Annotated in this window: 16 protein-coding genes and 1 riboswitch; of the genes, 13 read left to right on the forward strand and 3 right to left on the reverse strand. The window is 37.5% G+C overall.

What is annotated here, in order from left to right:
- Positions 1–336 precede the first annotated feature (336 nt).
- From AC0C45_RS08185 to AC0C45_RS08230, 10 genes are all read left to right on the forward strand, one after another.
- A complete protein-coding gene (locus AC0C45_RS08185) occupies positions 337–1,944 on the forward strand; it encodes a GGDEF domain-containing response regulator (protein ID WP_047932657.1) in 1,608 nt (535 codons plus the stop codon).
- Positions 1,945–2,994 (forward strand): HEAT repeat domain-containing protein, encoded by a 1,050-nt coding sequence (locus AC0C45_RS08190; RefSeq protein WP_047932659.1) that lies wholly within the window; start codon positions 1,945–1,947, stop codon positions 2,992–2,994.
- Positions 2,984–4,393, forward strand: coding sequence for a glycosyltransferase family 2 protein (locus tag AC0C45_RS08195; protein ID WP_171777646.1), 1,410 nt, complete (start codon positions 2,984–2,986; stop codon positions 4,391–4,393). Before AC0C45_RS08190 ends, AC0C45_RS08195 begins: the two co-directional genes overlap by 11 nt.
- Entirely contained in the window at positions 4,390–7,638 is a 3,249-nt protein-coding gene (locus tag AC0C45_RS08200; protein WP_472928025.1) for a hypothetical protein, read from the forward strand. Before AC0C45_RS08195 ends, AC0C45_RS08200 begins: the two co-directional genes overlap by 4 nt.
- A 2-nt stretch (positions 7,639–7,640) precedes the next feature.
- The gene (locus AC0C45_RS08205; RefSeq protein ID WP_013081953.1) at positions 7,641–8,009 is read left to right on the forward strand and encodes a response regulator transcription factor; all 369 of its coding nucleotides are present in this window, start codon (positions 7,641–7,643) and stop codon (positions 8,007–8,009) included.
- Positions 7,999–10,872, forward strand: a complete 2,874-nt coding sequence (locus AC0C45_RS08210; RefSeq protein WP_237893557.1) for an ATP-binding protein — start codon at positions 7,999–8,001, stop codon at positions 10,870–10,872. The genes AC0C45_RS08205 and AC0C45_RS08210 overlap by 11 nt, the downstream gene beginning before the upstream one ends.
- 454 nt (positions 10,873–11,326) lie before the next feature.
- The gene (locus AC0C45_RS08215) at positions 11,327–11,701 is read left to right on the forward strand and encodes a DnaJ family domain-containing protein (protein WP_237893558.1); all 375 of its coding nucleotides are present in this window, start codon (positions 11,327–11,329) and stop codon (positions 11,699–11,701) included.
- 36 nt (positions 11,702–11,737) lie between these two features.
- Complete coding sequence (locus tag AC0C45_RS08220) at positions 11,738–12,544, forward strand: alpha/beta fold hydrolase (RefSeq protein ID WP_237893559.1); 807 nt, start codon at positions 11,738–11,740, stop codon at positions 12,542–12,544.
- A 12-nt stretch (positions 12,545–12,556) separates the two neighbouring features.
- Complete coding sequence (locus AC0C45_RS08225) at positions 12,557–13,144, forward strand: histidine phosphatase family protein (RefSeq protein ID WP_472928026.1); 588 nt, start codon at positions 12,557–12,559, stop codon at positions 13,142–13,144.
- Positions 13,145–13,504: 360 nt separating this feature from the next.
- Positions 13,505–14,824: an aspartate aminotransferase family protein gene (locus tag AC0C45_RS08230; RefSeq protein WP_472928027.1), complete on the forward strand. Its 1,320-nt coding sequence runs from the start codon at positions 13,505–13,507 to the stop codon at positions 14,822–14,824.
- Between the two features lie 167 nt (positions 14,825–14,991).
- Positions 14,992–15,091: riboswitch (SAM riboswitch) on the forward strand.
- A gap of 243 nt (positions 15,092–15,334) precedes the next feature.
- On the opposite strand, the gene AC0C45_RS08235 is transcribed toward AC0C45_RS08230, so the two are convergent.
- Both AC0C45_RS08235 and AC0C45_RS08240 read right to left on the reverse strand, forming a co-directional pair.
- On the reverse strand, positions 15,335–15,964 hold the full coding sequence (locus AC0C45_RS08235; protein WP_047932666.1) for a hypothetical protein: 630 nt from the start codon (positions 15,962–15,964) through the stop codon (positions 15,335–15,337).
- 53 nt (positions 15,965–16,017) lie between these two features.
- Positions 16,018–16,587 (reverse strand): YkoF family thiamine/hydroxymethylpyrimidine-binding protein, encoded by a 570-nt coding sequence (locus AC0C45_RS08240; RefSeq protein WP_016763222.1) that lies wholly within the window; start codon positions 16,585–16,587, stop codon positions 16,018–16,020.
- Between the two features lie 520 nt (positions 16,588–17,107).
- On the opposite strand from AC0C45_RS08240, the gene AC0C45_RS08245 reads away from it, so the two are divergent.
- From AC0C45_RS08245 to AC0C45_RS08255, 3 genes are all read left to right on the forward strand, one after another.
- Complete coding sequence (locus AC0C45_RS08245; protein ID WP_415761371.1) at positions 17,108–18,451, forward strand: 5'-deoxyadenosine deaminase; 1,344 nt, start codon at positions 17,108–17,110, stop codon at positions 18,449–18,451.
- A 610-nt stretch (positions 18,452–19,061) separates the two neighbouring features.
- Positions 19,062–20,387 carry an NCS2 family permease gene (locus tag AC0C45_RS08250; RefSeq protein ID WP_016763224.1) on the forward strand — a complete coding sequence of 442 codons (1,326 nt, stop codon included), beginning with the start codon at positions 19,062–19,064 and terminating at the stop codon, positions 20,385–20,387.
- Positions 20,388–20,533: 146 nt separating this feature from the next.
- Positions 20,534–21,565, forward strand: coding sequence for a LacI family DNA-binding transcriptional regulator (locus AC0C45_RS08255; RefSeq protein ID WP_034654015.1), 1,032 nt, complete (start codon positions 20,534–20,536; stop codon positions 21,563–21,565).
- Between the two features lie 25 nt (positions 21,566–21,590).
- On the opposite strand, the gene AC0C45_RS08260 is transcribed toward AC0C45_RS08255, so the two are convergent.
- Positions 21,591–22,148 (reverse strand): shikimate kinase, encoded by a 558-nt coding sequence (locus AC0C45_RS08260; protein ID WP_013055659.1) that lies wholly within the window; start codon positions 22,146–22,148, stop codon positions 21,591–21,593.
- Positions 22,149–22,206 lie beyond the last annotated feature (58 nt).

Consider the following 22,206-nt stretch of genomic DNA (forward strand, 5'->3'; position numbering starts at 1 on the left):
GGCTGCTTTCCTTAGCATTCACTTTTAAATTTTTCATAACGTGTATAAGGGTAACAAAGACTCATTAATTTTGTCAATAAGGTTGTAGGTCTATTTATAAAGAAGATAACAGGTCATTGTATCTATTGGGAAGAAAAAATAATGAGTGAAAAAAGAATCATTTTAAAGTAAAATCATTGGAGGAAAAGTATGGTTAAAAAGGAATTGCTTTTCATTTTAAAAAAACATACTTAAAATAAAAGTAAGAAAATATTTCATTTACTTACAAAATATTATAAAAAATGGATGGAGTAATATGGGGTAAATGTTAACTATATCGAACAAAGGGTGTATAAGATGGATAAATATCAAATTGCATTATTAGCTAATGTGCGTAAGCAGCTGCAAGAGTGGACCGATCAAAATAAAGAAATACCTCATGAAGAAGTGTACCGCTTTTTGCATTCAATTTCTGGAACGTCTGCAACCATTGGACTGAATTATTTAGGAGATCGCTCCCGCGAGTTAATGGAAGCTGTTGAAAAAAATCAGAAAAAAACCTGGGATTACGCGGAGTTGAATACATTTTTATTAGATATTATTAAAATTTGTTATCAAGATGAAATTCAATCCGCAGAAGATATAAATAAACCGATAGAAATTAGTGAACAAACAGCGAATGTTTTACTTGTGGATGATGATCTTTCAATGCTGATGTATTTAAAAGAACAGTTTGAAAAACAAGGTTGGTACGTATTAGCAACTGCCTCTAAAGAAAAAGCCATTACGGCTTTTTACGAATTAAAGCCGGATTGTTTTGTTGTTGATGTACATATGAAAGACTGTACAGGCTTTGACATTCTGTCATTTTTACGTGATAAAACAAAGCAACTGTTCGTCCCCATTGTCATGATGAGCGTTGATAATCAAAGAGAGACGCGTTTGAAGGCTTTTAAATTAGGGGCCGATGATTTTTTTGTTAAACCTCTCGATATGGAAGAAAGTCTGCTTCGAATTGGTCACCATATTGAACGAAAGCAGATGTTTAACTCCTATTTAATGTTTGATGAATTAACAGGAGCCTATAACCGAACGTATTTAAAAGAAATCTACAGTCAGCAGCTATCCAGCTACGACCGCTTAAAAGAGCCTTTTTGTTTAGCGATTTTAGATTTAGATTTCTTTAAGAGAATAAATGATCGCTATGGACATGTTATGGGAGACCGCGTGCTGCAAGCATTTGTAGAGTATATGAAGCATGAAATTCGTCCAACAGATCACATTTTTAGATATGGAGGCGAAGAATTTATTCTTTTACTGCCAAAAACCAATATAAAAGAGGCAGAAACAGTATTAAATAGACTGTTGGATTCCTTTGTGAAAAAAGTGTTCACACATCAAAGCACTTCGTTTTATTGCAGCTTTTCCGGCGGGGTTGTAGAAGTTCATAACACTGAATGGCCGTTAGAAAAAGCTCTTCATCAAGCTGATGAGGCATTATATATAGCGAAGGAATCAGGACGTCAAAAAATTGTAGCTTCTTCTGAAAGCAAGCTGGTTAAAAAGCGAACGCTTCGTATGGCTATTATTGATGATGATTCTATCATTCGAACGATGCTGAAAGAGCTTTTAAGTAAGATTGATGTAGGAGATCGCTATGAAGTGAAAATAGAAGTGTTTAAAGATGGCATCGAATTCTTTGAGTCCCAATGGATTCATTCTAGCGATCAGTACTTTGTTATTTTAGACGGAATGATGCCTAAAATGGATGGCTTAGAAGTGCTGCAAAAATTAAGACAGAATAAACGTCACGATCAGTATACGGTTATTATGCTTACATCAAGAAACAGCGAACAAGATATTCAAAGAGCATTAGAACTTGGGGCAGACGATTACATGACAAAGCCATTTAAGTTAATGGAGCTTGAAGCGCGCGTGCGTCATTTAATGAAGAAGGTGAAATAAATGGCGATGTCAATTCAAGTGGTATATATCTTATTTGGCGGGTTGCTATTGCTTTTAGTCTGTTTTCTGAGTTATTTACTTATTCAAAAAGCGCGTTTAAACGCTTTTCGAGCAAAAGTAGAATCCTATAAAGATAGTATGAAAGAATCTCTTTTTATTTATTTATACAGAAAAGATGAAGAACATCGGGTAGAGCCTAAAAATAGAATAGAGCTGGCGGGTGTAGAGGAACTATTGAGCGGTTTTTCTGCAGCTGTACAAGGCGATGAAATTCTAAATAACATTACGCTCTATGCGGAGAAGGTGTTTACACCCAAATATAAAAAAGAGCTGCATCATTCTAGATGGAGTGTCAGAATGAATGCCCTTTATGCTATTGAAGATTTTGGGCTAACTACGCTAACAGACCAATTAGTAGAAATATATGAGAAAAAAAATAGTACAGCGGCTGAAAAAAATCAAATTTTAAAAATTTTAGTTAAGCTGAATCGCCCTGAGTTTGTTATGTACATGACAAACGCTTCTAGACCGCTGTCTGAATTCATGTACCGCTCTTTGTTTGGAACTATGAACAGTGAGCAGTTTCAGCAATTTATTAATAAATTTGAAGACCTGCAAGAAGAAATTCAGCTGCCTCTTATCGATATGATCGGTATCAATCATAAGTTAGAGTATATAGATTTCTTAAAAATGCACATGAAAAGTTCATCAGAAGAACTGCGAATTCGTTCATTGAAATCACTTAATGCTTTATCTTTTCCATTAAGAATAGAAGAGCTCACGAACCATCTTCAGTCAGGTATTTGGCAAGAAAGAATGATGGCTACAAAACTAATAGGCAAAACGAGAGATGAGAAGGGATTGTCACTTCTTGAGCAGTCGCTAAAAGATTCTCATTTTCTTGTGCGTTCAAATGCTGCTCAGTCAATGATGAAAATCCCAACAGGTAAAGAATACTTAGTTCAAGTATACAAAACGACTGATGACAAGTTTTCGAAAGATATGGCAGCAGAATGGCTTGAAAAAGGAGGAATTACGGTTGTGGAATAGTATTTGGCATCTTTTATTGTCCATTTGTGGATGGGCTGTATTTGCTTATATGATTTTTGTGCTTTGTTTTTATTTTATGATGTTTATCATCTCGGCTTTTCAACTGCGAAAGCAATATCAATTAAATGATGAAGAACCTTATGAAGATTTGCTTGCGGTCAGCTATACAACGCCGTTATCTATATTAGTTCCCGCTTATAACGAATCTGTCGGGATTATTGGAAGCGTGCGTTCGCTGCTTGGAATTGAATATCCGGAATATGAAGTAATTGTAGTAAACGACGGATCTTCAGATGATACGTTAGAAAAGCTAATCGAGGAGTTTTCTCTTGTGAAAATGAATCGAGTTGTGAGAAAGCAAGTAGAGACGAAAGAAGTAAAAGCTGTATATCGTTCTAAATTATACGATTATTTATATGTAGTCGATAAACAAAATGGGGGAAAATCAGATGCATTAAATGCAGGAATTAATTTATCCAACTATCCTTATTTTTGTTCGATCGATGGCGATTCAGTGTTAGAAAGAGATGCTTTTTTAAAAGTTATGAAGCCAATTATTGATTCAGACGGAGAAGTAATTGCTTCAGGGGGAAGTATTCGAATTGCAAACGGATGTAAAATCGAAAACGGTGCGGTCGTATCGATTGGACTTGATACGCAGCCGCTTGTTGTGATGCAGATTATTGAATATTTACGTGCCTTTCTTATGGGGCGCATTGGTCTCAGTCGCCATAATTTATTGCTTATTGTGTCAGGAGCATTTGGCGTATTTTCTAAACGCTGGGTGATTGAAGCTGGGGGTTATTCTCATACAGTCGGCGAAGACATGGAGCTCGTTGTTCGCCTGCACCGACTGATTAAACAGAAAAAAACCAGCAATCAAATTGTTTATATTCCAGATCCCGTATGCTGGACGGAAGCACCCGATGAAATCAAATATTTGCGAAGACAGCGGAACCGCTGGCACCGTGGTTTATTTGATAGTCTTTGGAAGCATAAAGAGATGCTGTTTAATCCGAAATACGGAAGCATCGGAATGATTTCTATGCCTTATTTTGTGTTTATTGAACTAATCGGGCCGGTCATGGAAATGTTAGGCTATTTGTTTATTGTTATTTCTCTAGTTGTAGGCGGGATTTATGTAGAATTTGCTTATTTGCTTTTTCTTTTAATGGTTGTATATGGTTCTCTTTATTCAATGGCGGCCGTTTTGCTAGAAGAGTGGAGCCTTCGTAAATATCCAAAAGTATCCGATATTGCTAAGCTATTTGTCTTTTCCCTGACTGAATCCTTTTGGTATCGCCCTCTAACTGTTATATGGCGCTGTCATGGATTGTTGGATGTTATTCGCAATAAAAAAGGCTGGGGAGACATGCAGCGAAAAGGAGTTTCACAATGAAAAAATGGTTATTAATCGGCGGCATTATTTTGGTTATGGGAATAACGGCTTCTCCATTTCTTATTTGGCAGCTAAAGAAACCAGCTGATTTGAATATGCTTGTCATTGATAAAACAGTGCGAGATCAAACGTTTCGAGAGCATCAAGGCTTAATGTGGATGCTGAATCAAGCGAAAGTACGCAAAGACGGGAAGCCTTATGAAATCTCAAAAGATTATGCAGGGTTTTACCCGAAAGGAGATAAAACATACAGCATTAAATCTCTGCCAAAAACAAACTCTGCAGATATAATTTATATCACCGACACGTATGGTGTATACAAAGAAGATTTAGGCGTAAAAGCTAAAAGAGGAGATCGCTCTCAATTGGTGTATGGCGGCATGACTTCTGAAGACGTGAGCTACGTTAAGAAAGCGCTGAATGGACGTACAAAAACGCTGATTGGAGAGTTTAATACATTTGGAAGTCCTACTTCCTTAGACGTTCGCAAAGAACTGTATGAATTGTACAATGTTACGTGGTCCGGCTGGATTGGTCGCTACTTTGAGGAATTCGGCAGTGAAGAAGTTCCTGCTTGGGTGAAAAGTGGTTACAAAAAGCAGTACAACAAAGAGTGGAGCCTTACAGGAAAAGGCTTATTATTCGTTAATGAATCCAATAAGCTCGTTATTATAACGGAAAAAGAATTAAAAGAAAATCCAGTATGGTTTCAATATACAAAACAAGGAAAGAAAACATTGAATTTACAGGATGAATCTGCTTATCAATATTGGTTTGACGTAATTACACCCCAGCAAAAAAGTGATGTGCAGGCTCAGTTTGTCTTTCACTTGGATTCTGAAGGAAAAAACAAGCTAAAGGAAAATGGTATCCCTTTGTCCATACCAGCAGTCGTTCATCATAATAAAGAGCGATATGATACTTATTACTTTGCAGGAGATTTTGCAGATCAAGGAGAAGTACCTTCCATTTATCAAACCTCTTTTTACCCGGTGTGGAAGAAATGGACAGAGAAAATCGGAAAAGAAGATGAGTCTTCTTTTTACTGGACTGTTTATCTGCCTCTTATGAATAAGATCATAGATCACCAGCAAAATGAATCTCAGCCTGCTTCTGTTACTTTTAATAAAAATATGGAAATCTATGAAGATGCTGACCTTAAAGTAGCAGGGAAAGTAGGAAAAGATTATTTGCAAGTTTATCAAAATGGCAAGTGGCAAGATTTGCTGATTAAAGGAGTAAATATGGGCATTAGTAAGCCAGGACATTTCCCCGGTGAGACTGCTATTTCGAAAGAAGAATATTTGCGCTGGTTTAAAGAAATCGGAAAGATGAATGCAAACTCAATCCGCGTATACACCATTCATCCTCCCGCCTTTTATGAAGCGCTTGCTGAGTATAATCAAAAAGCCAAAGAACCCATTTATCTTTTTCATGGAGTATGGGTGAATGAAGAAGTTTTCTATGATTCACAAGATGCTTTTGCAAAGGAAAATACAAAAGAATTTGAAGCTGAAATGAAAAGGATTGTAAACGTTATTCATGGAAAGGCAACACTGCCAAAACGGACGGGACATGCTAGCGGAACGTATACAGCAGACGTTTCTCCTTATGTTTTGGGCTGGATTATAGGAGTTGAATGGGATCCCACGGTAGCTCTTTCGACAAATGTAAAACATAAAGGAATGAAAGATTTTAAAGGGCAGTATATCTATACCGAAAAAGGCAACCCCTTTGAAACTTGGCTTGCTCAGCTTATGGAAAAAACAATTTCCTATGAGCAGGATAAATATGATTGGCAGCGGCCTATGAGCTTTACAAACTGGGTGACGACGGATTTGCTGACTCATCCATATGAGCCTTCTGAAGACGAAGATAAAGTGTCTGTTAATCCTAATGTAATTCACACAACTAAAAAATTTGAGCCGGGATTATTTGCCTCTTATCATATTTATCCGTACTATCCTGATTTCTTAAACTATGAACCTCGTTATCTCGCTTATCAAGATCATCGAGGAGAGAAAAATAACTATGCAGGCTATTTGCAAAATATGAAAGAAGTTCATCATATGCCCGTTCTCGTTGCTGAATTTGGCATTCCGGCTTCGCGAGGACTCACTCATAGAAACGTATACGGGTGGGATCAAGGCTTTCACACGGAACAAGAACAAGGAAAGATTCTGTCACGCTTATATGAAGACATTGTCGAAGAAAAAATGGCTGGCGGTATGGTCTTTACATGGCAAGATGAATGGTTTAAGCGAACGTGGAATACGATGGAGTACGACAATCCGAACCGAAGGCCATTTTGGACGAATTTGCAAACGGGAGAGCAGCATTTTGGACTGCTGAGTTTTGATCCGGGAACGAAGCTGAAAGTCAAAGTAGACGGTAAATCAGATGATTGGAAAAAGCTGAACAGCAAGTCGGTATATAAGCCGTCTAAGAAGTTAAAAGCATTGAACATTACAAGTGATGAAGGTTACTTATACCTACACGTGAGTGCAAAAGAACTGGAAAATCAAAAGCTTTATTTCTTGTTTAACACGATTAACAATCAGGGACAGTCAAAGATTCCTCAAATTCCTTCCTTAAAAACAAAAGGAATTGATTTTGTAGCAGAATTAAACGGGAAAGAAGGCAGTCATTTATGGATAGACAGCTATTACGATACGTATTATTTTTCATATGCTCATCAGCTTCAAATGATTCCGGCCGTAAAAGGAACCGATACAAAAAACAACGGCATGGTTAATCCAATCAGGCTCGCCCTTAACAAAGAGTTAGCGATTGGAGAGGGGAAAAACAAGAGAACCATTCCTTTTGACGCCTATGAAACTGGTAAGCTCCAAGAAGGAAACAGCGATCCTAATTCTTCTTCATTTGATTCGCTAGCAGATTTTAAAGTGAATAAATCAAGTGGAATTGCTGAACTTCGCATTCCTTGGGCGCTTTTAAATGTAAAAGACCCGAGTCAAAAAGAAATAATGGGAGATATTTGGTCCAAAAAAGGATTAGAATCCAGCGAGAAAATAAAAGGAATTCAAGTGGGAGTCGTAGCTATTAATAAGAATAGCAATGACGTGGAAGATACGTTTCCGACTCAGAAAAAAGGAGAACTTTTATTAAAAGATTTTTACTTATACAAGTGGAAAAATTGGGAGTATCCAACTTTTCACGAACGAATAAAGCCGTCCTACTTCATATTGCAAAAAACGTATGGACGACTACAAGCGGAGGAATAACAATGGCAAAAATTTTATTAGCGGAAGATGAAGAAGTGCTTCGTATGTTAGTGGTAGATACCCTTGAAGATGAAGGACATGATGTGACGGAAGCAGAAAATGGCGAAGAAGCTTTGGAATTTATTAAAGAACGTGATTTTGACTTAATTATTTTGGATTATATGATGCCCGTGTTCACCGGGCTTGAAGTCATTCAGCAGCTGAAAGAAATGAAAGATAAGCGCCATACAAAGGTATTGATGCTTTCAGCTAAGAATCAAGCTGCTGATCAAAGCCGGGTGTTAGAAGCAGGGGCTGCGTATTTTATGTCTAAACCGTTTAGTCCCCTATTGCTAGCCGAACGTATCGAGGAAATTTTAGATGAACAATAAACTAAAACGAAAAAGTATTTCAACCCAGTTCATCCTCTTAGCAAGTATCCTTTTACTTGCTTTTGCGGCGGGTTCAACTGTACTTGTCGTACGACAAAAAGAAATTACAGCTGATTATGCCCAGTACAGGGCACAAGTACGGGAAAAGACACAGCTGCTATCTACAATTGATAAATCAATGAACAAGGCTTTTTTGCAGGCTCGTGGGTTTATTGCATTTGATTCAGAGGATATGTATAACGAGGCTGCAAGTCAGCAAAAAATTATCGAAGAAAATCTTGCTCGACTTTCAGGTCTAGCCGCAGATAGACGTGAGCGTACGTTTGTAAATGAAGCGACGGTGATGCTAAACACGTATTTTAATCAAACACTTCCTTATTTTAAAGATATTTACGACAAAAAAGGTATTGAAGGAGTCCGCTCTAGTCCTGAGCGGAAGGTTGCTTCTAAATCAATAGAACAAATGCAAAAAGAACTTGATGACTACCAAAATGAATTAACTAAAGACTTAAATACACAGTACGATGATACGTCGAGTGACATGCAGAAAAGTCAAACCCTCTTTATTTTATTTTTAGCGTTTACAGTGGTCATTTTATTATTGCTTACACGGATACTGCTAAATAAGTTTGTAAAGCCACTGAGTCAGCTAGCATATACGGCAAGCGAAATTGCTGCCGGAAAAGAAATGCCTATGATATTTGATGAACATAGAAGAGATGAAATTGGTATGCTATCTCAAGCCTTTTACAAAATGGTATCGACTTTGCAAAATAATGAACAGGAGTTAACGGCTCAAAATGAGGAGCTGATTGCACAGCAAGATGAATTGCACAGTCAGCAAGATGAACTTCAGCACGCATTAGAATTGACCAAGGAACGAGAAGGAGAGTTGGAATTGCGCAATTTATTTGTGCATGGACTAACAAATTCTCTTCACAAGCAAGAGGTTCTCAAGAGTGCTGTCACAAACATGAGCCGGGTGATGAAAGCTGATCACGGGTTTATTATGCTAGCCGATGAAAAGACACATGCTTCATTTGGTCTATCTTCATCAAGTGTTCAACAGATGGTGGCAAATCCTCATAATAATTACGTTGATCATGTGCAAAAGACAAAAAAATGTATGGTAATAAAAAGAGAGTGTATAGAACATGAGCGCCTATATCATCAGCAAACGTTTTATTTGTATGATGTTATCGTACCGGTGCTGTCTTCACAGGGAGATATGCTAGCCTATATGTTTTACAGTCGCTATGCGGATGAGTACACAGAGCATGAACTACAGACATTTGAAATACTGGCCAAACAAATCACAATTGCTCTTGAAAAAATTTATATTTACGAAGAGTCTGAGCACGACCGACTGCTATCTCAAGATATTTTAAATTCGATTCAAGAAGGAATGCAGCTTGTAGATACAAGCGGTACGATTCTACAAGTGAATACGAAGATTAGCGAATTGTTTCAATATGAGCATCAAAGCGGGCTTCTTCAGCTCTCTCTCGATCAATGGCTAGATGCTCTCTCTCAAAAAGTCGAAAATATAGGGCAGCTAAGACAATACGTTGAAGCTATTTGTAAGGGAGAGCAAGTAGAAAAGTCTTTTATTTATTACCTGCACACGGAAGGTAAGCGAAAAGTTATAAAAGTTTATAGCGAATACGTGTATCGAAACCGTCAGATGTTTGGCGTATTGTTCGTTCATCGTGATATTACGAAAGAATTTGAAGTTGATCAGATGAAGTCGGAATTTGTAAGCACTGTGAGTCACGAGCTGCGCACACCTTTAGCAAGTGTATTAGGGTTCACTGAGCTTATGCTAAACAAAACATTAAAAGAAGAAAGACAAAAGAAGTATTTAACTACTATTTATCAGGAAGCACAGCGGTTAACTTCTTTAATCAACGATTTTCTGGACGTCCAAAGAATGGAAGCGGGGAAACAAACCTACGATAAAAAGTATCAAGACATTCTTCCGCTTATTAAGCAGGTGATTGAAGTCCAGAAAATACAAACAAGTAAGCATGAATTTGATATGATTTCCGATCAAGAGCATTTTACAGTAATGGGAGATAAAGATAAGCTGCTGCAATTGTTTAATAATGTAATTAGCAATGCAGTGAAATATTCGCCCGATGGAGGGAACGTTACAGTTAAAGTGTATCAAAAGGAACAAGCTGTTTATATTGATATTCAAGATGAAGGAATTGGTATACCAAATAAAGCGCTAGGTCAATTGTTTACCAAGTTCTACAGAGTAGATAACTCCGATATGCGCAAAATTGGCGGAACGGGTCTAGGATTAGCAATTGTAAAAGAAATTGTAAAAGCTCATGGCGGAGACATTACTGTACAATCGGAATGGAAAAAAGGAACAACATTCACGGTTGTTCTGCCTCTTCTATATGAAGTTCAGTACGACGAAGAGATGATAAGTGCGAATGATAACCGTAAAAGCGTAGTGATTGTAGAAGATGATAAAAGTTTAGCGACGCTTTTACAGGTAGAATTAAAAGAAAGCGGTTTTCATGTTCGGTATTTTAACAACGGAGAAGACGCATTAAACTCTATTCATCAGCAAAAGCCTGAAGTGGTTGTTCTAGATATTATGTTAGGAGAAAATAAGTTAGACGGGTGGGATGTTTTAAGACACCTCAAAGAAAATACAGAGACAGAAAAAATTCCTATCTTAATCTCATCTGCTTTAGACGAAAGAAGCAAAGGGTTAGAGCTTGGAGTGTGTGAGTTTCTGATTAAACCTTATCAGCCTAGTAAATTATCCAAAACGATTCTCCAGCTGCTTTTGAAAAAACAAGAGCACGAAGGAGAAATTATGATTCCATCAGATAAAGAAGAGTAGAAATTTGGTGAGGCTTCGTTATATTTACGGAGTCTCATTAAACGAAAAGAAAATTAGTAAAGTAATAAAAAAACGTTGAAAACGCTATCAATTTGTGGTTTTATAGTAAGTAGGCATAACATGATGACCTTAGAATTACCTTTTTCCACCTCCTTACATGCGTAAGGAGGCTTTTTTGTATAAATATAGTAAGATAAGATAACAAAACCTGATGCAGAATCGTTTATTGAATTTCAGCTAGTTAAGAAACTGCTCAAGAAAGTTTGATAGTGAAAGGAGTGAAGCTCTGGAAATCATTTTACCAAGGGAGGATAGTCTATCCCAGAAGTGAAGGTAGTTCAATTTTTATAATCATAGTATAATAAAAAATACGGTTATAAAAGCTGTGTTTATTATACATCTTTTATATAGAAGGTAAGGTTGAATTTTATATTTTCTTAAAGGAGGTCTTTCCTTGGATATTGCGTATATAATTGCTGAAGAAAGAATTAGACAAGCAATAAAAGACGGTGACTTTGATAAGCTGTCTGGGGAAGGAAAACCATTAAAGTTAGAAGATTTGTCACACATACCTGAAGAACTGCGCCAAGCGTATAGGATATTAAAAAATGCAAACATGATAACGGATGAACAAGAGTTGAAACGAGATATAGCTACAATAGAAGAATTGATTTCTATATGCACGGATGCTAATGAAGAACAAAGGCTAACAGAGATGCTTACGGAAAAGCGTTTGCGCTTTGAGCAGCTCGTTGGCAAGAAAAAGATGACAAGTTCTGCAGCTTACAGGACGTATCAGAATAAAATTTACTCCAAATTTTTTTATTAATGAGTGTAATGGACCAGACGATCGGAGGGTGAGAACTTGCGGCTGTTAATTTTATTGATCAGTATCATACTATTTATTTCGCTTTGTTTTTATATTTTTGCCCCACAAATAAAACGAGGTGCCCAATCGAAAAATGTGCCGGTTTTATTTATTCATGGCTATTTAGGCAGTCAAAAAAGCTTAGGGAAAATGATTAAACGATTTGAACAAAACGGATGGGGAACTAAAGTAGGTTACTGCGTTGTTCAAAAAGATGGAGCTATTCAGTGGAAGCATATTATGAAAGCAAAAGAGGGAAAACTTCCGCTTATTCATATCGTCTTTAAAAAGCCAGATGCCAGTATTGCACAGCAGCAAAAATGGATTGAAGCTATTATGCAAGATGTACGTGATACATATAAAGCATCTTCTGTTGATTTAGTTGGACATAGTATGGGAGGAGTAACAGCAGCAGCTGTTAGTTTGTCTACCCCTCAGCATATTCAAAAGTTAGTTACGTTAGGATCGCCAATTCAAGGATTAGATTATCAGGAATTAATGGAGATGTATCCTCATGCACGCAATCATATTGAATCTATGGGTGCTCGTGATTTAGCTTTTCACTCTATAGCGTTAAACAAGCTTTATGAAAGTCGTCAAGATTTCTCAAAAGAAATCGACGTTTTTTCAGGAGCAGGAGATGTGGGAGATAAGACAGATGGAGTGGTAACAGTAGAAAGTGCATACGGACTGCAAGAGTTCACCGAACACATTCATCTCCAAACGTTTCATGAAGCACATTCAGATTTACATGAAAGCTCAGAGGTTGATAAAGCTGTCTATCAATTTTTAAAACGGGATTAAAGGGGGATTACGATGCTTTACTTAATTAGACACGGCCAAACAGATTGGAATAAAAACAAACTTATTCAAGGGCATGCTGATATTCCGCTCAACGAAGCGGGAAAGCAACAAGCTAAACGCGTAGCGGAACGTTTTCGAGATATCCATATTGATGTAATCTATACAAGCGATTTGCTTCGTGCGCAGGAGACGGCTAGGGAAATTGCAGCAGCTGCTAAAGTAGAAAAAATTGAAGTTTGTGAGCAGCTGCGTGAGCGCTCTTTTGGAGAACTAGAATCAAAGAACGTAGAAGTTTTGCATGAGCTTGTGCCAAACTATGTAACAAATTGGGGAGAAGAACCTTTATATAATATCGAAACACTCGAAGCCGCTCAAGAACGGATGGTTCGGCGGTTAACGGAAATTATGAAGAATTCTATCGGAAAGAAAGTAGCAGTTGTTAGTCACGGGGCGGCAATTAATACATTCATTCATCATGTAACAAGCGGAGAACAAGGAACGGGGACTACTATTTTACAAAATACATCGATTACAACTTTTGCTTATGAAAGTGGGAAATGGCGTCTTGAAACGATCAATGATGCCAAACATCTTGAATAAATATACTTAAAGAGGCTGTGGCAGTAGTATTTTAGTTGAGGGAAAATCCGAACGATTAATCGTTCGGATTTTTTTATGGTGATGGTGAACGTAGCTTTCATATATGTAAGTACTTCTAGCTGTTGATTGGAGGGAAAGGCGAAGGCTCCTGCGGGAAAAGTGGAAGGGATGAGGCCCCGCATATTAATTTTATATATAAATATTTATACAATTGATTTTAATAAAAATGCATAGTAAAATAAGTTTTATTACTATTCTATTAAAGCGTTTAGTATAACTGAATTTCCTAATATTGTTTAATAAGTAACTATATTTCGGAATAAGATTAATTGATTTGTATAATTTCAAGGAGGATGTAGTATGTCAAAAGATTGGAGTCACTTATTTGAAAGAATGCCTGAATTGCTAGCACCGACGATGGCTAAAGACCATCCGAATTTGCCCGTTGTGAAAGAAGAAGGATGCTATTATTATGGATTGGATGGTAAAGAATATCTCGATTTTACTTCTGGAATCGCTACGACAAATGTAGGACACAGACATCCGAAAGTAGTAAAAGCAATCAAAGACGGAGCAGATCAATTATTGCACGGTCCTTCAGGTGTTATTATGTACGAATCGATATTAAAGTTAGCGGATGAGTTAGGAAAAGTAACGCCGGGCAATTTAGACTGCTTTTTCTTTGGAAATAGTGGCACCGAAGCAATTGAAGGAGCCTTGAAATTAGCGAGACATGTCACAAAGCGTCCGTATGTTATTTCTTTTTTAGGGTGTTTTCATGGCCGCTCGATGGGAGCATTAAGTGTTACAACCTCGAAAAGCAAATATAGACAATTTCAGCAGCCTTCGGGACTGACGTATCAAATTCCATATGCCAATCCAAAAGAGTGCCCTGCGGAGCTAGACAGCGATGTGTACTTTCCTGAAAAGCTTGAAAAAGATTTTGAAATACTCTTTAAGCACCAAGTCACGCCTGAAGAAGTGGCGGCCGTTATTTTGGAACCAGTATTAGGAGAAGGCGGCTATATTATTCCTCCGAAAAGTTGGATGAAGAAATTAAGAGAGATTTGTGATGGTCACGGAATATTACTTATTTTCGATGAAGTCCAAACAGGTTTTGGCCGTACCGGCGAATGGTTTGCTGGACAAACGTTTGATGTCGTGCCAGATATTATGGCTATAGCAAAAGGAATTGCTTCTGGAATTCCGCTTAGTGCAACGGTAGCTTCTCAAGAATTAATGAAGCAGTGGCCCCTTGGCACACATAGTACAACATTTGGAGGAAATCCTATTGGATGTTCAGCAGCCCTTGCAACTCTTGAAGTGATGAAAGAAGAACAACTGCTTGATAACACAAGAAAAATGGGCGCTTATGCGTTAGAAAAGCTGCATCTTTTAAAGGACAAACATTCAGTTATTGGGGATATCCGTGGTTTAGGGCTTATGATTGGAATTGAAATTGTTAATCCGGATACGGGAGAAGGAGATGGAGACGCCTTATTTGAGATTCTGGACTTAGCTTTAGAAAAAGGCGTGTTATTTTATTTTTGCGGAAATGCAAGTGAAGTTATTCGTATGGTACCTCCGCTTACTGTAACAAAAGAACAGATAGATGCCGGCATTCGTATGCTAGATGAGGCTATTACTTCTTTTGAGAAAAAGTCAGCTGTAAAAGCGTGATAAAAAATATAAAAATTTATATATTTGTAACCTAGTTGTCATAGTAATGGTAGCGATATCATAGTTTTAGAGGGAAAACAATTTTCTGAAAAGTAGTTGACATCTGTTTGTGCAGCATGTAACATAATATTTATCTTATCAACAATTATCAACAAAATTCGACAAACTTCTTATCGAGAGAGGTGGAGGGATAGGCCCTTTGAAACCTCGGCAACGGACTTTATAGAACCGTGCTAACTCCCACAAGCAGTGCTTGAAAGATAAGAAGAGACCAGGCTTACTAACAATTGTGATCCCAACCTCTTCTTACAGGCACTTAGACACTGTAAGTGGAGGTTTTAATTTTATGACAAGAAGATGACATTTAGATAAAAAACAGCAGGTGAAATTACCTGCTGTTTTTATATGCTGTAAAATGATAAATAACCTACCAGAATTCCTAGTGAAAGTACTCCAATTGTAATACCAACAATCCACCACATCATTTTTTTCATTATTTATTCCTCTTTATCAATTAACTATAGCTGTTGATCCGCCTGAAGTGCCGGAAGCTGTACCGTAAGCAGTTTGTCTTTTAATTCCGGCATTTTTAGCTGCAATTTTCCACTGCCAGTCAATTTGCCCGTAGGCTCGATTATTTTGCACCCAAGATTTTGAACTCTTTTTTGAAATAGACACGAGGGGGTTTACATTTTTCGTGACGACGCCTCGTACACTTTTGACTGAAGTCACCGATGAGTTTTTCGTATAATAGTCTACATACACCGTTAGTTTTGTTGTTGTAAATCCAGCCGCTTTATAAGAAGCCGTATAAGCTGCTGTTTTGAATAAAGGTGAAGCCGTTCTTGCTCCGTATGCTGCTGTACTTGCAGCTTCGACCGTGCCGCTAGTCTCTTCAATATCCATTTTTAACAGAGATGGATCCTTTAGTGATTGTACAACTTTTTGTTTTTGCTGACGCGACAGTTTTGAAAATTCATACAGTGAACTTTTATCACTTTGCGCTTTCAAGAACTGCGTGTAAGAAGCAACCGTTAAATGTGCAGGTTTTTCACTAGCCATAACAGAGTTTGGCACGACTAATAGACATAATAACGCACTTATCAGGAAAAAAGAAAAAAACGTTCTTTTTGTAGCCATATTTATATAAATCCTTTCTAGTATTCTATCTTTATAAATAGATACGAAGTAATTTATCGTTTTGAAGAAGGACTGTGTGCTGACATATTAACTGTCATCACGACACGAGCTTGCTGTACAGATTTCATAAAACATTCGTATAGAGAAGCGAATACTTTGTCCACATCTCCTTCTAAAGCTGTTGCAAAAGGCACGGTTTCAGCAAATACTCCCTGTTGTTTAACTGCGCCAATTCCGCTTTTGATGATGTCTACATAATGCGGCGTATCTAATGGATACAAAGAAAATTGAGTGGATACAGGGAACGAAGCACAAAGCTGTTGGTTTGAAGACGTGTTTTCTTTTGGTTTTATTTTTGTTTCTTCGAAATATTCTTCGTGCTGCCCTGTTGAAAACGTGGCATTCAGCACAATATGCTTTCCTGATTTTCCAGCACTTTTATAAACGGCTTGCACAACTTCAAATACGTCTTTGGCAGTTCCTTCAATAAACGTACTAACACGGTCCGTTTTTCGCTGAACTTTAGACATATCCACTTCGTTTAATGCGCCTAAAATAATATCGATAAAGTTATCACTCATAACGGAAAGCGTAAAACGGCAGCCAACATTTATTTTTTCCAAGTTAATCACCTCTAAAATATAGATTTGTAGTTTTTTAATCATACAAATCATAAAATAACTTTTCTGTTTTGTATAGAAACAGAAGATAGATTCTTTATTTTTAGGAAATATTACATAGAAGAAACGAAAATAAATTGCATAACATGAAAAATAAGGGTGTTAAGAAAAGTCACATAATAAAAAAGAATAAAAAAACAATGTTAGAACTTCTGACAAAAAGCTGGTATATAGACTGAAAACACCATATTATAAATACAAGATCACATTATTCTCCTGCGATTTCGTATAACCTCTTGAAAAAGGGACTTGGGATTTTATCATAAATCCAACCTCCTAGCTGTATAATCAGCTAGGAATTTTTTTTACCCAAACTCTCTATCGCCCATGAGGTTACCTACACTTATTCAACTCAGAGCATACACCATATATATAAGACCAGTGTAAGAAAGATTGCTTGAAGATGTTAGTGCTCGGCTTGAGCTAGAAATAGATAGATGTTACGAAAGAGGGGAAAGAAGGTATGACGCACACATTAATTAAAAATGCAGAGATTATTACGATGAATGAGAAGAATGATATTATTTACGGTGACCTTTATATTGTTGGAAATCGTATTGCAGCCATCGGGAAAAACCTGCATCCGGAAAAGGTAGATAAAGTCATTGACGCAGCAAATAAAACGATTGTGCCGGGCTTTATACATACTCATATTCATTTATGTCAAACGCTTTTTAGAGGGCAAGCAGATGATTTAGAGCTGCTAGACTGGTTAAAGAAGAAAATATGGCCGCTTGAAGCTTCACATGATGAAGAATCTGTCTATTATTCAGCACTGTTAGGGATCGGCGAACTCATTCAAAGCGGAACTACAACAATTGTAGATATGGAAACTGTTCATCATACGGACTCTGCTTTTCAAGCTATATCTCAAAGTGGAATCCGAGCTCTTGCAGGAAAAGTAATGATGGATAAAAAAGGCGATGATCTGCCAAAAGCTCTGCAGGAGACAACGGCTGACTCGATCAAAGAAAGTGTAGAGCTGCTTGAAAAATGGCATAATTCAAATAACGGTCGTATTCGATACGCATTCTCCCCAAGATTTGTGCTGTCGTGTACGGAAGATTTGCTGCGTGAAGTGAGCCATTTATCAGCTGGATATAATGTCCATGTACATACTCATGCTTCTGAGAATCAAGAAGAAATTCGCATCGTAGAAGCTGAAACGGGTATGAGAAATATCATGTACTTAGATCATTTAGGATTAGCCAATGAGCGCCTTATTTTAGCGCACTGTGTGTGGCTAAATGATCAAGAAAAGCAAATTATTAAGAATCAAGGAGTAAAAGTTAGTCATTGCCCAGGCTCAAACTTAAAACTTGCATCGGGAATCGCAGATGTGCCCGGTTTATTAGAGCAAGGTGTATTTTTAAGTCTTGGCGCTGACGGTGCTCCTTGTAATAATAATTTGGATATGTTCAACGAAATGAGGCTGGCCGCTACGATTCATAAACCCTCGCACGGACCAACAGCCATGAATGCAAAGCACGTGCTAGAAATGGCTACAATCGGCGGAGCGAAAGCAGTCGGGCTTGAAAAAGAAATTGGAAGTTTAGAGGTTGGGAAAAAAGCGGATCTTGCTATTTTAAATTTAAATCAGCTTCATACTTTTCCATCTTACGGCGTAGACCCTATTTCCAGAGTTGTGTATTCAGCAACGCGAGGAGATGTAGAATTAACGATGGTTGATGGAGAAATTGTGATGGAAAATCGCGTGTTAAAAACCATTGACCAAGGAATTGTGCTGAAAGAAGCAAATCATTCGATTGATCGTCTTTTAAAAAGAATCCCGCTTTTGATTTCATAAGATGTAAAACAAAGAAGAGGCTGGAATAAAAGTATTTTAACAAAAGTAAAACTCGAATTATTAATCGGCGTTATTGATTAATAATTCGAGTTTTTGTTGTCAAGGTGAACGTAGGTTTCATCTGTTTAGTTGCTTCTAGCTGTTGATTGGAGGACAAGGCGGAGACTCCTGAGGGAAAAGCGGAAGGAATGAGACCCCGGCAGGAGCATAGGCGACAAGGAGGCTCATCCCCCGCCCTCGGAAAGCGAAGCCTTGCACGAAGATCAACAGCGGTGTCACAAGCAGTCCAGATCATTTATCCAATTTGTTCGTCTGTAAATGGGATTTATTTAGTGGTGTCTTAATCTCTTTTTTGTATAAATGAGTAAAAAGAGTACTCTTGCACCAGACTAAAAAGATAAGAGAAATAAATTTTCAAAATTCCAAACTAACGGAAGATAAAAATTTTTATATTGATAGCGTTTTCTACCTTTGCATATCTACAAATTAAGACTATAATAGGACAAAAGATTTTACTTTGCAACGTAAAATCCTCCTAAATCGTGTCTTTTTTAGGACATTTGAATAGGTAGGATTTTTTATTTTTTTTAGAAGTAGGGAGGCGCGCGTGTTGGAGCGTAACGGAATATTAGAGCGCTTGTTTAAACTATCAGAGCGCAACACAACACCAAAACAAGAAATACTAGCAGGACTTACAACTTTTATGACGGTCAGTTATATGGTAATTGTCAACCCCATTATCATGTCTGACGCCGGTATCCCCCGAGAAGCGGCTCTTGCAGCTACCATTTACGCCATTGTATTTAGTACGTTACTGATGGCTCTGTGGGCAAATTTCCCGATTGTAACCGGTCCAGGGATGGGTTTAAATGCGTTTTTTACGTATTCAGTAGTATTAGGACAAGGGTTGTCATGGCAAACGGCACTTGGAGCAGTTTTTATATCCGGGGTCTTATTTTTTGTTTTAACGGTAACAGGAATACGCGGAAAGATTATTGATGCCATTCCGAACGTATTAAAGTCTTCCATAGCAGTTGGAATTGGTCTTTTTGTTGCGTTTATCGGTTTGAAAAACGCTGGATTAGTTGTGGCAAACGAGTCTACTTTTGTAGGGCTTGGAAATGTCATGGATAAGGGTCCCTTACTGGCTATTTTTGGGCTGATATTAGCAGCTGTACTGATGGCTAAAAATGTAAAAGGCGCTCTCATTATAAGTATTTTTGCTACGACAATATTAGCGATGATTGTAGGAGTACAAGCAGTTCCTCATTCCTTGAAAGACGTCTTTTCAGCTACGCCGCCAAGCGTTGGAGAAACATTTTTTCAAATGGATTTAAAGGGCGCAGTTGCCTACGGCATTTTTTCAGTTGTATTTTCTTTCACCATCGTAGAATTATTTGATACGCTAGCGACATTGATTGGACTATCTAAAAAAGCAAACTTAGTAGATAAAAACGGTAAAATTCCAGGTTTAAATCGCGCGCTTGCAGCAGATTCAATCGGTACAATGGCGAGTGCTATTTTTGGAAGCACTGCGTTAAATACGTATATTGAAAATGCAACAGGTATTGCAGAAGGAGGGCGTACCGGCTTAAAGGCATTAACGGTTGCCATCTTATTTATATTTACTTTGTTTTTTGCACCGCTTATTCAATTTATCCCAAGCGTTGCTACAGCTCCAGCACTCATTATTATTGGTTCGCTTATGCTAAGTGACATTCGAAACGTTAACTTCGACGACTTTACTGAAGTTGTTCCCGCTTTCTTAACAATTGTCATGATGCCGTTAACCTACAGCATTGCAGAAGGTTTAGCGTTCGGCTTCATTTCATACACAGCGATTAAACTGTTTACAGGACGCCATCGCGAAATTCATTGGATGATGTATGTGATCACGATTGCCTTTTTTATCAATTTTTATATGAGTTCGCATTAGGAAGAAAAGACGTAGCCCCACGCTGCGTCTTTTTTTGTTACTGATTCCTTGTCAGAGAACATCGTGAAAGGATGAAGCTTTTCTTTTATTTTAGATAATTGTAAAATAATTATAAAAGGTGCGTTATAAAGGGTTGGTGGAATAAATTGAAACAAAGTAAACGCAAACGTGTAACCTTACAACAAGTGGCAGAACACGCGGGAGTATCTCGAGCTACCGCTTCGCTTATTGTGCGAAATAGTCCAAGTGTTTCTGAAAAAACAAGGAAAAAAGTTCTAGCTTCGATGAAAGAGTTAGGATATGTATATGACCGTATTGCAGCAAATTTAAGATCTCAAACTTCATCAACAATCGGAGTTATTATTACGGATATATCCAATACGTTTTTTACAGAATTGTTAATTGGAGTACACGAGGAGCTCGAGAAAGACGGATATACGGTGTTTTTAGGTACAACGTTTGATTCGGATAATCGACAGGATCAGCTGCTTTCTACGATGCTAGAGCATCGGGTAGGAGGCATTATTTTATGTCCTGTTGCGGGTACATCGGAAGATACGATAAGAAAAATTCAGCATTTAGATGTTCCTTCAGTACTAGCAGTAAGAGAATTGCCTGAGGTGGAGTCAGATTATGTAGGGGTAGATTATAGCTTAGGCGTTCAAAAAGCGGTTCAACACTTACTTGAACAGGGACACAAAAGAATCGCATTTTTAGGAGGAACAACCGGTTCTACAACGTGGAAAGAAAGAATGGAAGGTTACCGCTTGGCTTTAAAGAACGCAGGAATTTCTATTGATGAAGAGCTTGTTATTCCGAGCGGTCCGACAAGAAGCGGCGGTGTAGAAGCTGCACGTCAAGTGCTGGACATTTCTGAGCCTCCAACAGCAGTTTTTTGTTTTAGCGACTTAGTTGCATTTGGTGTTATGCAAGGTTTAAAAGAGAAAGGGATTGTTCCGGGAGAAGATATAGCGGTAGTGGGATTTGATAATGTCATGGAATCATCCGTATGTCACCCTACTCTAACAACCGTTTCTTCTTTTGCAAGACAAATAGGAAAAGATGCTGCACGGTGTCTTCATAACCAAATTGTTGATAAAAAAGAACATCATCATCGCATTATTTTAACGCCTCAGTTAGTTGTTCGAGAATCCTCATCAAAAAAAAGAAGCAGTTAATGAACTGCTTCTTTTTTTTTGTGAATTATTTAGACGGTTCATAAATATCCCAAGCCATTTTCAAGGAATCAACAATATAATTTGCTACTTCTTCAATATCCAAATTGTCAGTTTCTACTTTGGAGTGGTGGTTGGAATAAATTGCTTGTCGTGTATAAAATAATTCTTCAATATCCTCTAGACTTCTTCCTTGTAAAACAGGGCGACTGTCAATAATGAGACTGATGCGCTCTTTCCATGAGTCCCATGAAAGGTCTAAAAAGAATACAATACAATTTGATAAGCATATTTTTTGAATTTCTTCTTGAAGAAATGCGCCTCCGCCAACGGATATAATTTTTAAACGCTGCTGAGATAACTGGCTAATTACTTCTTTTTCTTTATTTCGGAAAAACTCTTCACCAAACTCTTTAAAGATTTGTGATGTAGGCATTTGAAACATTTTTTCGATTTCTTGGTCTATATCGACAAAATCTCTGTATAATTTCTTAGCGACTAGTTCGCCGATTGTTGTTTTACCTACGCCCATAAAGCCAATAAATACAATGCTTTTTTCTCTAAGAGACATCTCGCTGTAAGTCATTTTTCAAAGCCTCTTTCTGTTTTTAACAATAAAAAACTTATTATTTTGTATTTTAGTT

The sequence above is a fragment of the Priestia sp. VA7 genome (assembly GCF_055710015.1).

What these genes read in the sequence shown, in the direction of transcription:
- AC0C45_RS08200 (WP_472928025.1), top strand. Translation starts at nt 4,390, where the DNA reads ATGAAAAAATGGTTATTAATCGGCGGCATTATTTTGGTTATGGGAATA.
- AC0C45_RS08235 (WP_047932666.1), bottom strand. Translation starts at nt 15,964, where the DNA reads ATGGCTACAAAAAGAACGTTTTTTTCTTTTTTCCTGATAAGTGCGTTA.
- AC0C45_RS08185 (WP_047932657.1), top strand. Translation starts at nt 337, where the DNA reads ATGGATAAATATCAAATTGCATTATTAGCTAATGTGCGTAAGCAGCTG.
- AC0C45_RS08260 (WP_013055659.1), bottom strand. Translation starts at nt 22,148, where the DNA reads ATGACTTACAGCGAGATGTCTCTTAGAGAAAAAAGCATTGTATTTATT.
- AC0C45_RS08225 (WP_472928026.1), top strand. Translation starts at nt 12,557, where the DNA reads ATGCTTTACTTAATTAGACACGGCCAAACAGATTGGAATAAAAACAAA.
- AC0C45_RS08210 (WP_237893557.1), top strand. Translation starts at nt 7,999, where the DNA reads ATGAACAATAAACTAAAACGAAAAAGTATTTCAACCCAGTTCATCCTC.
- AC0C45_RS08205 (WP_013081953.1), top strand. Translation starts at nt 7,641, where the DNA reads ATGGCAAAAATTTTATTAGCGGAAGATGAAGAAGTGCTTCGTATGTTA.
- AC0C45_RS08230 (WP_472928027.1), top strand. Translation starts at nt 13,505, where the DNA reads ATGTCAAAAGATTGGAGTCACTTATTTGAAAGAATGCCTGAATTGCTA.
- AC0C45_RS08190 (WP_047932659.1), top strand. Translation starts at nt 1,945, where the DNA reads ATGGCGATGTCAATTCAAGTGGTATATATCTTATTTGGCGGGTTGCTA.
- AC0C45_RS08245 (WP_415761371.1), top strand. Translation starts at nt 17,108, where the DNA reads ATGACGCACACATTAATTAAAAATGCAGAGATTATTACGATGAATGAG.